Below are 13,336 nucleotides of genomic sequence, written 5' to 3'. Positions count from 1 at the left end.
TCTTCGAGCCCGGTCCCGTTCCCTTACAAGTCACGGACGAGCCGGACCCGTGCGCGAGTGGCATGGGGGCGGGCACTGCGGGCCTAGGCTTGGTCGCATGAGTACGTTGCGCGGACGGGGCACGGCCGACGGCCTGCCGGAGTGGGATCGCTGTGCGGTCATGGGGGTCGTCAATGTGACACCGGACTCCTTCTCCGACGGCGGTCGCTGGTTCGACACCACGGCCGCGATCAAGCGGGGCCTCGACCTGGTCGCACAGGGCGCCGACCTCATCGACGTCGGCGGCGAGTCCACCCGCCCGGGCGCCAGCCGGGTCGACGAGGACGAGGAGCTGCGCCGGGTCGTCCCCGTCGTGCGGGGCCTCACGGCAGAGGGCGTCATCGTCTCCGTCGACACCATGCGCGCCTGTGTCGCCGAACAGGCGGTCGCGGCCGGAGCGGTACTGGTCAACGACGTGAGCGGCGGTCTCGCCGACCCCAGGATGGTCCCGGCGGTCGCCGCCACCGGCGCTCCGTTCGTGGTCATGCACTGGCGCGGCTTCAGCGAGGACATGAACAGCCGCGCCGTCTACGGCAACGTCGTGGCGGAAGTCGTCGCCGAACTGCGCGAGCGCATGGAGGCCGTCATCGAGGGCGGTATCACGCCCGAGCGCATCGTCATCGATCCCGGCCTCGGCTTCGCCAAGCAGGCGGAGCACGATCTCGCCCTCGTCGCGCACCTCGCCGAGCTGCGGGCGCTGGGCAGGCCGGTCCTGGTCGCCGCCTCCCGGAAGCGCTTCCTCGGCCGCGTACTGGCCAGGGACGGCGCCCCGCCGCCGGCTCGCGAGCGGGACGCGGCCACGGCCGCGGTCTCCGCCATCGCCGCCCACGAGGGCGCCTGGGCGGTCAGGGTCCACGAGGTACGGGCCACCGCCGACGCCGTGCGGGTCGCGAGGGCCGTCGAGGGAGCCCGGTGAGCCTGACCGACACGGAACTCGTCGAGCAGGCCAACACCGCCTTCTACGAGACCATGGAGCGCGGGGACTTCGACGAGCTGTCCGCCATGTGGCTGGACGAGGGCATCTCGTGCATCCACCCCGGCTGGCCGGTCCTGACCGGCCGCGGCGAGGTGCTCCGCTCGTACGCGCTGATCATGGCGAACACGGAGTACATCCAGTTCTTCCTCACCGACGTCAAGGTGCACGTGGCCGGTGACACCGCTCTGGTGACCTGCACGGAGAACATCCTCAGCGGCGGCCCCGCGGAGGACGGCGGCGAGCTCGGACCGCTCGTCGGCCAGCTGGTCGTCGCCACGAACGTGTTCCGTCGCACATCGGACGGCTGGAAGATCTGGTCCCACCACGGTTCGCCCGTTCTGACGGAAACCGACACCGAAGAGGACGACAACACCCCCTCATAAGTGGGTAGGGGCCCAGGAAGAGGTTCGGCGGCACCTGTCCGCGGGTATGCGCGGCTACCAGTCCCACGTGGGCCCTCCTCGCCCCCGTGGGGACGACCTGTCGGCGCTCGCAGGTAGATTCGAATGCGGGCACCACGCCATCCGCATGTGGCCGCGTGCCCGCAGACCTACAGAAGCAGGAGTGATTCGCGTGGATCGTGTCGCGCTGCGCGGCCTCAAGGCCCGCGGGCACCACGGCGTCTTCCCCAAGGAGCGGGAAGAGGGCCAGACCTTCATCGTCGACCTGGTGCTCGGCCTGGACACCCGCCCCGCGGCGGCCGACGACGACCTGGCGAAGACCGTGCACTACGGCGTGGTGGCCGAGGAGGTCGTCGCCGTCGTCGAGGGCGACCCGGTCGACCTGATCGAGACGCTGGCGGAGCGGATCGCCCAGGTGTGCCTCAAGCACGACGGTGTCGAGGAGGTCGAGGTGGTGGTGCACAAGCCTGACGCCCCGATCACGGTGCCCTTCGACGACGTCACCATCACGATCACCCGGAGCCGAGTATGAACCAGGCAGCAAGCGACCCGACCGTGCAGCCGGTGCCGTCCTCCGTCACGGAGCAGGTCGATGCGGCCGACGTCACACTGTCCAACCCCAAGGACGCCGTGATCTCCCTCGGCTCCAACCTGGGCAACCGCCTGGAGACCCTCCAGGGCGCCATCGACGCCCTGGAAGACACCCCGGGCCTGCGGGTCAAAGCCGTCTCGCCCGTGTACGAGACGGAGCCGTGGGGTGTCGAGCCCGGCAGCCAGCCCTCGTACTTCAACGCGGTGGTGGTCATCAGGACCACTCTGCCGCCGTCCTCCCTGCTGGAGCGGGGACAGGCCATCGAGGAGGCCTTCCACCGGGTCCGCGAGGAGCACTGGGGCCCGCGCACGATCGACGTGGACATCGTGGCTTACGCGAACGTGGTATCCGACGACCCCGTCCTCACACTGCCGCACCCCCGCGCCCACCAGCGCGCGTTCGTGCTCGCTCCGTGGCACGACGTTGAGCCCGAGGCACAGCTGCCGGGCCACGGCGCGGTCGCCGAGCTCCTGGCCGGTGTGGGCGTCGGCGGCGTGCAGCCGCGCGAGGACCTGGAACTGCGCCTGCCCGAGTAGTCGTTAGGCTCGTACGGGACGATCTCGTACAGCGTGGAGAAGGGCGGCTTACTCGGTGAAGCAACTACGGCTCGGTGTGCTGGCCGGTCTCTTCGCCGCGGCCGGGGTGCTGTCCTGGGGCGGGGCGCGCCTGTGGGACTCGCTGGGCACGCTGCCGAGCGTGCCGCTGGCCGCCCCCGTCGTGCTGGCGGTGATCGCCGTCGTCCTCACCGCGACCGCGCTCTCGATCCGGTCCCGGCTGCGCGCCCAGCGTGAGCGCCGGCCGGGCGCCAAGGGCGTCGAACCGCTGATGGCGGCGCGTGCGGTGGTCTTCGGCCAGGCGAGCGCGCTGGTGGCGGCGCTGGTGAGCGGGATGTACGGCGGGACGGGCGTGTTCCTGCTGGGCTCCCTCGATGTCCCCGCCCGCCGCGACCAGGCGATCTATGCCGGGTTCTCGGTGGTGGCGGGCATCGCGGTGATCGCGGCGGCGATCTTCCTGGAGCGGGTCTGCAAGCTCCCGGAGGACGACGACGACAAGGACGCGACGGCTCCCGCCTAGCGCGGGAGCCGTCGCGTCGCTCGTCCTGGCCGGGCGGACGGGCGTGCGGCCCCGCGGTCCGAGGAGTCAGAGTGGCCACGTCGTCGCGCCGGCCGTGCAGGGACCTGCGGGTGAGCTGCTCGTTGTGTGCGTCGGCTCCGTAGCGTCGGAGGTGTCGATGAAGGTGGCGGCGGCCGCGGCGTGCAGGGCCCGCTCGGCACGGTCGTCGTCGCTCTCGCCGTACACGCTCGGAGACTGCATGGCGCCGAAGCCGAGCGAGGACACGTCGAGTCGACCGAGCTTGCGCATGGGGAGCAGTTGGTCGGTCATGGGCGCGATTTTTTCACCAAATACTCGTCGGCGCACGGGAGTTGACCGAACGCACCCAAACCGGTCAGCACGCCCGTAAAGGCGCCCGACCGCGCGAGGGTCGACGCGCCCCAACTGCTCAGCGCGCCAGTATCAGGCTCATTGCCTCGGCTCGCGTCGTCGCGTCCCGCAGCTGGCCGCGCACCGCCGAGGTCGTCGTCTTCGCACCCGGCTTGCGGATGCCTCGCAACGACATGCACATGTGCTCGGCCTCGATCACGACGATCGCACCACGCGCCTCGAGGATGCGCATGAGCGAGTCGGCGATCTGCGTGGTGAGCCGCTCCTGTACCTGCGGGCGCCGTGCGAACACGTCGACGAGCCGCGCAAGTTTGGAAAGGCCCGTGATCTTCCCCGTCGCCGCCGGGATGTAGCCGACATGCGCCACACCATGGAACGGGAGCAGGTGATGCTCGCAGAACGAGACCAGTTCGATGTCCTTCACGAGGACCATCTCGTCGTGGCCCAGATCGAACGTCGTCGTCAGGACCTCCTCGGGCGCCTGCCGCATGCCGGAGAGGAGCTCCCGATACGCCCTTGCCACCCGCGCCGGTGTCTCCAGCAGGCCTTCGCGGTCCGGGTCCTCGCCCACCGCGATGAGCAGCTCACGCACCGCGTTCTCCGCCCGCTTCTCATCGAACTCGGCGATAAAACGCTCGCCGTCCAGCGTCACCGGGTCGGTCATCTGTGCCTCGTTCCTGTGCTCCGACATGGCGTAAAAACGCCGCGCCTCCCAGGCTAGAACCTGAGAGGTGCGGCGTTCATTCCGGGGCTGGTGGCCGCCCGGCGACATATCGCCTGGTCAGGCCTCCGGACGCTCCTCGGGGACCGCCTCTGCGGGCGCCTTGGTGACATCGGTCACCGTGGTGGCCGTCGGCGCCGTGCCGTTGGCGGCGCCGTTGGTGAGGGCGAGCTCCTTGGGCGAGAGGACCGGCGGACGCGTGGAGGGCGTGCGCCGGGAGGAACCGGTCCACGCCGGGCGGGCCGGGCGCTTCACGATCGGGGCGAAGATCTCCGCGATCTCCTCCTTGCCGAGAGTCTCCTTCTCCAGCAGCTGGAGGACCAGGTTGTCGAGGACGTCCCGGTTCTCGACGAGGATCTCCCAGGCCTCGTTGTGCGCGGTCTCGATGAGCTTCTTGACCTCTTCGTCGACCAGCGCCGCGACCTCTTCCGAGTAGTCGCGCTGGTGCGCCATCTCGCGCCCAAGGAACGGCTCGGTGTTGTCGCCGCCGAACTTGATCGCGCCGAGCCGCTCGGTCATGCCGTACTGCGTGACCATCGCGCGGGCCGTGGCAGTGGCCTTCTCGATGTCGTTGGCAGCGCCGGTGGTCGGGTCGTGGAAGACCAGTTCCTCGGCCGCACGCCCGCCCAGCATGTACGCCAGCTGGTCGAGCATCTCGTTGCGCGTGGTCGAGTACTTGTCCTCGTCCGGGAGCACCATCGTGTAACCGAGGGCCCGGCCGCGGGACAGGATCGTGATCTTGTGAACCGGGTCGGAGTTGGGCGAAGCCGCCGCGACCAGGGCGTGACCGCCCTCGTGATACGCGGTGATCTTCTTCTCCTTGTCGGACATGATCCGGGTCCGCTTCTGCGGGCCCGCCACGACACGGTCGATCGCCTCGTCCAGGAAGTGGTTGTCGATCAGCTTCTTGTCGCTGCGCGCGGTGAGCAGCGCGGCTTCGTTCAGCACGTTCGACAGGTCGGCGCCGGTGAAGCCGGGCGTACGCCGGGCGACGGCGCCCAGGTCGACGTCCGGGGCGACCGGCTTGCCCTTCTGGTGGACCTTGAGGATCTCCAGACGGCCCTGCATGTCCGGACGGTCGACTGCGATCTGGCGGTCGAAACGGCCCGGGCGCAGCAGCGCCGGGTCGAGGATGTCGGGCCGGTTCGTGGCGGCGATCAGGATGACGCCGCCCTTCACGTCGAAGCCGTCCATCTCGACGAGCAGCTGGTTCAGCGTCTGCTCGCGCTCGTCGTGGCCGCCGCCGAGACCCGCACCGCGGTGCCGGCCGACGGCGTCGATCTCGTCGACGAAGACGATCGCCGGGGCGTTCGCCTTGGCCTGCTCGAAGAGGTCACGGACTCGGGAGGCACCGACACCGACGAACATCTCGACGAAGTCGGAACCCGAGATCGAGTAGAACGGGACGCCCGCCTCTCCGGCGACGGCGCGTGCGAGCAGTGTCTTGCCCGTGCCGGGCGGGCCGTAGAGCAGCACGCCCTTCGGGATCTTGGCGCCGACGGCCTGGAACTTGGCCGGCTCCTGCAGGAACTCCTTGATCTCGTGGAGCTCCTCGACCGCCTCGTCGGACCCCGCCACGTCGGAGAAGGTCGTCTTGGGGGTGTCCTTGGTGATCAGCTTGGCCTTGGACTTCCCGAAGTTCATGACTCGGGAGCCGCCGCCCTGCATCTGATTCATCAGGAAGAGGAAGACCACGACGATCAGCACGAACGGCAGGAGGGACAGCAGAACCGAGACGAACGGGCTCTGCTTCGACGGCGCGACCGTGTAGCCCTTGTCGATCTCGCCGGCCTGGAACTTCTCCTGCAGCTTGTCGGCCAGGTCGGCGCCCTGCGTGCCGATGTAACTGGCCTGGACCTTGCTGCTGTTGTCGACCTTCTGGCCCTCCTTGAGCTCGATCTTGATGATCTGCTCGTCGCCAGTGGTCAGCTTTGCCTGCTTGACCTGGTTCTTGTCGATCGCCTGGACGACCTCGCCGGTGTCCACCGTCTTGTAGCCACCGGACGAGCCGACAACCTGCATCAGCACGACCACGGCGAGGACGGCCAGCACGATCCACATGACCGGCCCACGGAAGTATCGCTTCACGTCCATCCATACGGAGCGGTGTCGCTCCGTCCCTCCTGCCCGTAGGTAAATGCTGCTGTGAGAAAAGACAACTGTTCTTCGGACGGTACCTCAGCATGGCCACCGGCGACCGCCTTCCTCTGCTCCAACGGCGAAAAGGCGGTTCTGGTTCCCGTGCGTCAGCCTCCGTAGACGTGCGGCGCCAGTGTGCCCACGAACGGCAGGTTCCGGTACTTCTCCGCGTAGTCCAGGCCGTACCCGACGACGAACTCGTTCGGGATGTCGAACCCGATCCACTTCACGTCGATCGCGACCTTGGCCGCGTCCGGCTTCCGCAGCAGCGTGCAGACCTCGAGAGAGGCCGGCTCGCGGGAACCCAGGTTCGACAGGAGCCAGGACAGGGTCAGTCCCGAGTCGATGATGTCCTCGACGATCAGGACGTGCTTGCCCTTGATGTCGGTGTCCAGGTCCTTGAGGATGCGGACCACGCCGGACGACTGCGTGCCCGCGCCGTACGAGGACACGGCCATCCAGTCCATCGTGACGGGGGTGGACAGCGCGCGCGCCAGGTCCGCCATCGCCATCACCGCGCCCTTGAGGACTCCGACGATGAGCAGGTCCTTGCCCGCGTACTCTGCGTCGATCTTCGCGGCCAGCTCGACGAGCTTCGCGTCGATCTCTTCCTTGGTGATGAGCACCGACTGAAGGTCGGTGCCCATGTCCTTCTCGTTCACCCGCGTCGCTTTCTCTCGGCGGTTCAGCCTTGCCGAATGACCAGTCTGCCACCCTGGCGTCGCGCCTCGACCCGGCCGGGCAGGTTGATGGCCCGCTGACCGCGCCATCCGGTGATCAGCCGGTCGACTTCCTCGACGTGCCGGGCGAAGAGGGATCCGGCGGGCGCACCGGCCTGGATGACGGCTCGGCGCAGTACCCGGCGGCGCACGGCAGGGGGGAGCGCGTAGAGCTTGGCGCAGTCCAGCAGCCCGCTCTCGTCCCGTACGGAGGCGTCCGCGTCGGCGGCCCAGCTGTCGAGCGCGTCGGCGTCGTCACGGGAGAGCTGGGCGGTGCGGGCGAGGGCTTCGACGACGCCCTTGCCGAGCGCCTTCTCCAGGGCGGGCAGCCCCTCGTGGCGCAGGCGGGAGCGGGTGTAGGCGGGGTCGGCGTTGTGCGGGTCGTCCCAGACGGGCAGCGACTGGACCATGCAGGCCTTGCGGGCGGTCTGCCGGTCGAGGTGCAGGAAGGGACGGCGGTAGCGGCCGGCGGCCCCCGACACGGCGGCCATGCCGGACAGCGAGCGGATGCCGGAGCCGCGGGCGAGCCCGAGAAGGACGGTCTCCGCCTGGTCGTCGCGGGTGTGGCCGAGCAGCACGGCAGCGGCTCCCAGGCGCTCCGCGGCGTCGTCCAGGGCTGCGTAGCGGGCGTCACGGGCCGCGGCCTCGGGTCCGCCGTTGCGGCCGACGCGGACCGCGATGGCCTCGACGGGGTCGAGCTGCATCGCGGTGAGGCGTGCGGCGACCTCGGCCGCACGGAGGTCGGAGCCGGCCTGCAGGCCGTGGTCGACGGTGACGGCGCCGGCGCGGACGGAAAGTTTGCGGGCCTCGAAGGCGAGGGCGGAGGCGAGTGCCATCGAATCGGCGCCGCCGGAGCATGCCACGAGGACAAGCGGGGCTTCGCCTGCGGACACCGGGCTCGGGCCGGAGTGCGCGTAGCGGGCGGCGGTTTCTGACTGTTCGGTGAGTACGTCGTGGAGTACGCGGCGGACCGCCAGGCGTATCGCCGCGACCGCAGGATGGGGACCCATGTCCGGTGCCCTTCGTGAAAAGTGGGAGAGGGAGTCTCGGTCGAGTCGGGACGATCAGGAATGGCCAGAGGACGAAGATCGCCACTCCGAGAGCAGTCACTCAGAGTGCGTCGATGGTGACAGAACCGAGCCAATACCCGAGCATTGCACGCCTATCCACAGCCCACGGTCCCTCGGATGGGTGATTGGAGGGGCGCCCCTCTGCCGCCGCCCGCCCTGTCGTCGACAACTCTCCCCTACGGTGCGCCCTCGCCCTTGCTGTGCACCCTCGCGACCCAGTCCGCCGGTTTGGCGATCTCCGCCTTGGTCGGGAGCGTGTTCGGGGAGGTCCACACCCGGTTGAAGCCCGCCATGCCCACCTCCTCCACCACGGCCCGCACGAAGCGCTCGCCGTCGCGGTACTGACGCAGTTTGGCGTCCAGGCCCAGCAGCTTGCGCAGCGCCAGGTCCAGCCGGCTCGCGCCGCGCGCCCTGCGCTGCTGGAACTTCTCCCTGATCTCCGCGACCGACGGCACCACCGCGGGCCCGACGCCGTCCATCACGAAGTCGGCGTGCCCCTCCAGCAGCGACATCACCGCGGTCAGCCGACCGAGGATCTCGCGCTGCGCGGGCGTCTGGACGATCTCCACGATGGAGTGGCCGCCCTCGTCCTGCTCGCCCTCCGGGCGCGCCCCGGCGAGCGACTGTGCGGCCTCGCGGAGCCGCTCGAGAACGGTCATGGGATCCATCTCGGTCTCGCCGAGGAACGACTGGATCTCGCTCTCGAGGTGGTCGCGCAGCCACGGCACGCCGGTGAACTGGGTACGGTGCGTCTCCTCGTGGAGGGCGACCCAGAGCCGGAAGTCGTGCGGCTCCACCTCGAGTTCGCGCTCGACGTGGACGATGTTGGGGGCGACCAGAAGCAGACGCCCGCCGCCGTTGCCGCCGTTCTCCGAGGGCTCGCCCGCGGGCAGGTCGCGGGTGCCGGGCGCGAAGGTCTCGTACTGTCCCAGGACCCGCGAGGCCAGGAAGGACAGCAGCATCCCCAACTCGACACCGGTCACCTTGCCGCCGACGGCGCCGAGCACCGCACCGCCGGGGGTGCCGAAGCGGCGCTCCTGCATCTTGTCCAGCAGGGGCCGCAGCAGTTCGCGGAAGCCCGCGACGTTCGCCTTGACCCAGCCGGCCCGGTCCACGACGAGGACCGGGGTGTCCCGGGGTTCCCCGCCTTCCGGAATCATCCGGGTGTACTCCCGGACGTGCTCCTCGGAGGCCTTGGCATGCCGTCGCAGCTCGGCGACGACGGCGCGCGCCTCGTCCCGGGTCACGTCCGGGCCGGGCCGCACGAAGCGGGTCGCGGTCGCCACGGCGAGGTTCCAGTCGACCATCTCGGCACCACCGATGCTCGTCATGCGTCAACCGTACGTTCTCGGCTGCGGGAGCGGTGAGGTGTCGGCGGACACCGCTTCGATCCCCGGCCCCCGCCCGGCCGGGTCCGTCACGAGGTGAGGGCGGCGGCCAGACGGTCGAGGGCGGGCTCCGCGGAGTACTCGGAAGGGGTGTCCTTGGCGAGGAACGCGAAGCCGAGGAGTCGGCCGCCCGGGGCAACGACCGTGCCGGCCAGGGTGTTGATGCCCCGCAGCGTGCCCGTCTTGGCCCGGACCAGGCCGGTGCCGTCGGAGTCGGCGGAGTAGCGGTCCTCGAGGGTGCCGCTGAAGCCCGCCACGGGGAGCCCGGTGAGGACGGGCCGCAGTTCTGGGTGGGCGGTGTCGCCCGCGCGCGCGAGGAGGCTGGTGAGCAGCGCCGGTGACACCCGGTCCCGCCGGTCGAGGCCGCTGCCGTCGGCGAATCTGGTGCCGGCGAGGGGCACCTGCAGCCGCCGCAGCTGCTTGGTCACGGCTCGTTCCGAGCCGGCGAAGGACGCCTTCTCGCCGGTGGCCAGTGCGGTCTGACGGGCCAGTGACTCCGCGAGGTCGTTGTCGCTTCTGGTCAGCATGCGTTCGACGAGCAGCGACAGGGGCTCGGAGAGCACCTGCGCCAGCGGGACGGCCTTGGCGGGCGGACGGCCTGCTGCGGGCGGTGCGGTGCGGACGCCGCGCGCGGTGAGCATGTCCCGGAAGACGCGGGCCGCTTCGCGGGCCGGGTCGGCGCTGCGGGTGGCCGCGCCCGTGGTGTGCTCGTCGAGCCTGCCCTGACCGACCATGAGGGCCGTGACCGGGGCGATGTTGTCGTTGGGACCGATGGGGTGCAGGAGCGGGCCGCTGTAGAGCGAGGTGTCGTACTCGAACCGCAGCTTGGCGCCCTTGGCGCCTTTTCCGTCGCGCAGGGCGCGTGCGGTCTTGTCGGCGAGTTCGCGAAGGCGTGCCCGGTCGAGGGTGGCGTCGCCGCCGCCGACCAGTGTGATCTCCCCGGCGTCGGGGGCCGCGACGACCGTGGTCGGGATGCGGTGGTCGGGTCCGAGGGCCGTCAGCGCCGCGGCGGCCGTGGCGATCTTGATGGTCGACGCCGGGACCATGGCGGTGTCCGCCCGCCTCCCGTACAGCCGCTCGCCGGTGGCGAGGTCGATGACGCTGGCGGCGGGGGCGGGGCCGAGGCCGGGGTCGGCGAGCAGCGGGCCGAGCGACTCGGCCAGGACGCCCGGAGCGGCGGCCGGTTCCTTGGCCGACACCGTGCGCGGGCCGCCCAGGGGGCCCAGCACGGGGGCCGCGCTGGGCGCGGGCGCGGGACGCCGGGGCGCCGGCGGTTCGTGATGTGCACCACCCATGGGGCTCTGGGCAGCCGCCCGCTCCCTCTCGGCCTTACGCTGACCGGAGTCCCAGGGACCCGCCGCGGTCACCGCCCCGGCGGCGAGGGTGAGGCCGACCACGGCAGCGCCCGCTGCAAGCTGCCACGTCCTGACCTTCGGCACCTCGCACCAGCCCCTTTCGCGATCACGCATGTGCGTGAGGGACACTTAATCACCAGTACTGCGTCTTGCTATGTGTTGATCATGGAGGAGCCACCCGTGGAGTTCGACGTCACCATCGAGATCCCGAAGGGTTCGCGGAACAAGTACGAGGTGGACCACGAGACCGGTCGGATCCGTCTTGACCGTCGACTCTTCACCTCGACCAGTTACCCCGCCGACTACGGATTCGTCGAGAACACCCTCGGTGAGGACGGCGACCCGCTGGACGCGCTGGTCATCCTTGACGAGCCGACCTTCCCGGGCTGCCTCATCAAGTGCCGCGCCATCGGCATGTTCCGTATGACGGACGAGGCCGGCGGCGACGACAAGCTGCTGTGCGTGCCGGCGTCCGACCCGCGCGTGGAGCACCTGCGGGACATCCACCACGTGTCCGAGTTCGACCGCCTGGAGATCCAGCACTTCTTCGAGGTCTACAAGGACCTGGAGCCGGGCAAGTCCGTCGAGGGCGCCAACTGGGTCGGCCGGACCGAGGCCGAGGCGGAGATCGAGGCCTCCTACAAGCGCCTGGAGGCGCAGGGCGGCGCGCACTGACGCCGCTGCCGTCGAGCACCTGACGCGGGCGGGACACCTTGGGTGTCCCGCCCGCGTCGCGTATCCGCCCATGTCCGCGCCCATACTGGGCAGAAGCGCCGGTCGAGAGGCGGTACGAGAGGGAGCGAGGACGACCAGTGGTGGCGGAGCCCGAGGGCCCGGAGGACCGGAAGCCTCAGTCCGACGAGGCACACAGCGCCTTCGCCCCACCGGCGGGGGTGGAACAGCCCGAACCGCCGGAAGAGGACCACCCCAGCTCCGAATTCGCCGTCCCGGAAGGCCTCGCGCCCGAACCGCCGGCCGAGCCTGAGGGCTCCGCGTTCGCCCCGCCCCGCACGTACAGCGCCAGGAACTCGCCGCCCGCCTTCACCCCTGCGCACGGCATCCCCGCCGTGCGGGTCACCAAGGACGCGCCCTGGCAGGACCGTATGCGGGCGATGCTGAGGATGCCGGTGGGCGAGCGGCCGGTTCCCGAGACGCCGCACCGGCACGACGAGGCCGGCCCGGCCGTCCCCCGCGTCCTCGACCTGACGCTCCGTATCGGCGAGTTGCTGCTCGCGGGCGGCGAGGGCGCGGAGGACGTCGAGGCGGCGATGTTCGCCATCTCGCGCTCGTACGGGCTGGACCGGTGCGAGCCGACGGTCACCTTCACCCTCCTGTCGGTCACCTACCAGCCGTCGCTGGTCGACGACCCGGTGACCGCCAGCCGGACCGTGCGACGGCGCGGCACCGACTACACGCGGCTGGCCGCGGTCTACCGGCTGGTCCACGACATCAGCGTCGAGGAGTCGGACGTCTCGCTGGAGGAGGCCTACCGGAGGCTCGCCGAGATCCGCCGTAACCGGCATCCTTACCCGGGGTGGGCGCTCACCCTGGCCGGCGGGCTGCTGGCCGGCTCGGCGTCCGTCCTGGTGGGCGGCCAGCTCACGGTGTTTCTGGCGGCGGCGGTCAGCGCGATGCTCGGCGACCGGCTGGCCTGGCTGTGCGCGGGGCGCGGGCTGCCGGAGTTCTACCAGTTCGTGGCGGCCGCGACCCCGCCGGCGGCGATGGGCGTGGCACTGACGCTGTCGCCTCTGGAACTGCGTGCGTCCGCGGTCATCACGGGTGGACTGTTCGCACTGATCCCGGGACGGGCGCTGGTGGCCGGGGTCCAGGACGGGCTGACAGGCTTCTACATCACGGCGGCGGCACGACTGCTCGAAGTGGGCTACCTGGTGGTCGGCATCGTCATCGGCGTGCTGGGGGTCCTCTATGTCGGCCTCACGCTGGGCGCCGGCCTCAGTCCGGAGACCGAGATCCACAGCATCGAGCGGCCGATCATCCAGACACTCGCGGCCATGGCCCTGTCGCTCTGCTTCGCCGTGCTGCTGCAGCAGGAGCGCCGCACGGTGGCTCTGGTGACCTTCAACGGCGGGGTCGCCTGGGTGGTGTACGGGGCACTCGCGAACGTGGCCGAGGGTTCACCGGTCGCGGCGACGGCGATCGCGGCGGGACTCGTGGGCCTGTTCGGCCAGATGCTGTCACGCTCGCGTTTCGAGTCCGCCCTGCCCTATGTCACGGCCGCCATCGGGCCGCTGCTGCCCGGTAGCGCCACGTACTTCGGTCTGCTGGAGATCGCCCGGGGAAACACGAACGCCGGTCTGACGTCCCTGAGCAAGGCGGCGGCGCTGGCGCTGGCCATCGCCATCGGGGTGAACCTGGGGGGCGAGATCTCCCGGCTGTTCCTGCGGATCCCGGGCGTCACCGGGGCGCTGCCCGGCGCGGAGACACCGGGCGGACGCCGCGCGGCCAAGCGGACACGCGGCTTCTGAGCCGCGG

General features: G+C 70.5%; 14 protein-coding genes. 7 read left to right on the top strand and 7 right to left on the bottom strand.

The window, feature by feature from the left end; all coding sequences use genetic code 11:
* Positions 1-97 precede the first annotated feature (97 nt).
* The 5 genes from folP (at position 98) to ACZ4SA_RS22905 (ending at position 3,082) form a co-directional block, all read left to right on the top strand.
* Positions 98-955: a dihydropteroate synthase gene (gene folP / locus ACZ4SA_RS22925; protein WP_468277475.1), complete on the top strand. Its 858-nt coding sequence runs from the start codon at positions 98-100 to the stop codon at positions 953-955.
* On the top strand, positions 952-1,398 hold the full coding sequence (locus ACZ4SA_RS22920; protein ID WP_468277473.1) for a nuclear transport factor 2 family protein: 447 nt from the start codon (positions 952-954) through the stop codon (positions 1,396-1,398). Before folP ends, ACZ4SA_RS22920 begins: the two co-directional genes overlap by 4 nt.
* A gap of 190 nt (positions 1,399-1,588) precedes the next feature.
* A complete protein-coding gene (folB, locus tag ACZ4SA_RS22915) occupies positions 1,589-1,948 on the top strand; it encodes a dihydroneopterin aldolase (protein WP_468277471.1) in 360 nt (119 codons plus the stop codon).
* Positions 1,945-2,544, top strand: a complete 600-nt coding sequence (folK, locus tag ACZ4SA_RS22910) for a 2-amino-4-hydroxy-6-hydroxymethyldihydropteridine diphosphokinase (RefSeq protein WP_468277470.1) — start codon at positions 1,945-1,947, stop codon at positions 2,542-2,544. The genes folB and folK overlap by 4 nt, the downstream gene beginning before the upstream one ends.
* 55 nt (positions 2,545-2,599) lie before the next feature.
* Positions 2,600-3,082, top strand: a complete 483-nt coding sequence (locus tag ACZ4SA_RS22905) for a DUF3180 domain-containing protein (RefSeq protein ID WP_468277468.1) — start codon at positions 2,600-2,602, stop codon at positions 3,080-3,082.
* Between the two features lie 66 nt (positions 3,083-3,148).
* Here ACZ4SA_RS22905 and ACZ4SA_RS22900 read toward each other — a convergent pair whose 3' ends face one another.
* From ACZ4SA_RS22900 to dacB, 7 genes are all read right to left on the bottom strand, one after another.
* Positions 3,149-3,391, bottom strand: coding sequence for a hypothetical protein (locus tag ACZ4SA_RS22900; RefSeq protein ID WP_468277466.1), 243 nt, complete (start codon positions 3,389-3,391; stop codon positions 3,149-3,151).
* 118 nt (positions 3,392-3,509) lie between these two features.
* On the bottom strand, positions 3,510-4,115 hold the full coding sequence (folE, locus tag ACZ4SA_RS22895) for a GTP cyclohydrolase I FolE (RefSeq protein WP_468277464.1): 606 nt from the start codon (positions 4,113-4,115) through the stop codon (positions 3,510-3,512).
* Positions 4,116-4,232: 117 nt separating this feature from the next.
* Complete coding sequence (ftsH, locus tag ACZ4SA_RS22890; protein ID WP_468277462.1) at positions 4,233-6,266, bottom strand: ATP-dependent zinc metalloprotease FtsH; 2,034 nt, start codon at positions 6,264-6,266, stop codon at positions 4,233-4,235.
* 152 nt (positions 6,267-6,418) lie between these two features.
* Positions 6,419-6,958: a hypoxanthine phosphoribosyltransferase gene (gene hpt, locus ACZ4SA_RS22885; protein WP_468277595.1), complete on the bottom strand. Its 540-nt coding sequence runs from the start codon at positions 6,956-6,958 to the stop codon at positions 6,419-6,421.
* A 38-nt stretch (positions 6,959-6,996) separates the two neighbouring features.
* Positions 6,997-8,040, bottom strand: coding sequence for a tRNA lysidine(34) synthetase TilS (tilS, locus tag ACZ4SA_RS22880; RefSeq protein ID WP_468277459.1), 1,044 nt, complete (start codon positions 8,038-8,040; stop codon positions 6,997-6,999).
* A 236-nt stretch (positions 8,041-8,276) separates the two neighbouring features.
* Positions 8,277-9,431, bottom strand: coding sequence for a zinc-dependent metalloprotease (locus ACZ4SA_RS22875; RefSeq protein WP_468277457.1), 1,155 nt, complete (start codon positions 9,429-9,431; stop codon positions 8,277-8,279).
* A gap of 86 nt (positions 9,432-9,517) precedes the next feature.
* On the bottom strand, positions 9,518-10,957 hold the full coding sequence (gene dacB / locus ACZ4SA_RS22870) for a D-alanyl-D-alanine carboxypeptidase/D-alanyl-D-alanine endopeptidase (protein ID WP_468277454.1): 1,440 nt from the start codon (positions 10,955-10,957) through the stop codon (positions 9,518-9,520).
* 66 nt (positions 10,958-11,023) lie between these two features.
* On the opposite strand from dacB, the gene ACZ4SA_RS22865 reads away from it, so the two are divergent.
* Both ACZ4SA_RS22865 and ACZ4SA_RS22860 read left to right on the top strand, forming a co-directional pair.
* Complete coding sequence (locus ACZ4SA_RS22865) at positions 11,024-11,518, top strand: inorganic diphosphatase (protein ID WP_108151010.1); 495 nt, start codon at positions 11,024-11,026, stop codon at positions 11,516-11,518.
* A gap of 137 nt (positions 11,519-11,655) precedes the next feature.
* Positions 11,656-13,329: a threonine/serine exporter family protein gene (locus ACZ4SA_RS22860; RefSeq protein WP_468277452.1), complete on the top strand. Its 1,674-nt coding sequence runs from the start codon at positions 11,656-11,658 to the stop codon at positions 13,327-13,329.
* The last annotated feature ends 7 nt before the right edge of the window (positions 13,330-13,336 follow it).

The sequence above is a fragment of the Streptomyces sp. NPDC027962 genome, from assembly GCF_055566095.1.
Note: the sequence above shows the minus strand (reverse complement) of the source record. Positions and strands in the feature narration are given on the sequence as shown.

Excerpts from the sequence above, each read along its gene's own strand:
- tilS (WP_468277459.1), bottom strand. The coding sequence starts at position 8,040 with ATGGGTCCCCATCCTGCGGTCGCGGCGATACGCCTGGCGGTCCGCCGC.
- hpt (WP_468277595.1), bottom strand. The coding sequence starts at position 6,958 with ATGGGCACCGACCTTCAGTCGGTGCTCATCACCAAGGAAGAGATCGAC.
- ACZ4SA_RS22875 (WP_468277457.1), bottom strand. The coding sequence starts at position 9,431 with ATGACGAGCATCGGTGGTGCCGAGATGGTCGACTGGAACCTCGCCGTG.
- ftsH (WP_468277462.1), bottom strand. The coding sequence starts at position 6,266 with ATGGACGTGAAGCGATACTTCCGTGGGCCGGTCATGTGGATCGTGCTG.
- dacB (WP_468277454.1), bottom strand. The coding sequence starts at position 10,957 with ATGCGTGATCGCGAAAGGGGCTGGTGCGAGGTGCCGAAGGTCAGGACG.
- folE (WP_468277464.1), bottom strand. The coding sequence starts at position 4,115 with ATGACCGACCCGGTGACGCTGGACGGCGAGCGTTTTATCGCCGAGTTC.
- folK (WP_468277470.1), top strand. The coding sequence starts at position 1,945 with ATGAACCAGGCAGCAAGCGACCCGACCGTGCAGCCGGTGCCGTCCTCC.
- folP (WP_468277475.1), top strand. The coding sequence starts at position 98 with ATGAGTACGTTGCGCGGACGGGGCACGGCCGACGGCCTGCCGGAGTGG.
- ACZ4SA_RS22900 (WP_468277466.1), bottom strand. The coding sequence starts at position 3,391 with ATGACCGACCAACTGCTCCCCATGCGCAAGCTCGGTCGACTCGACGTG.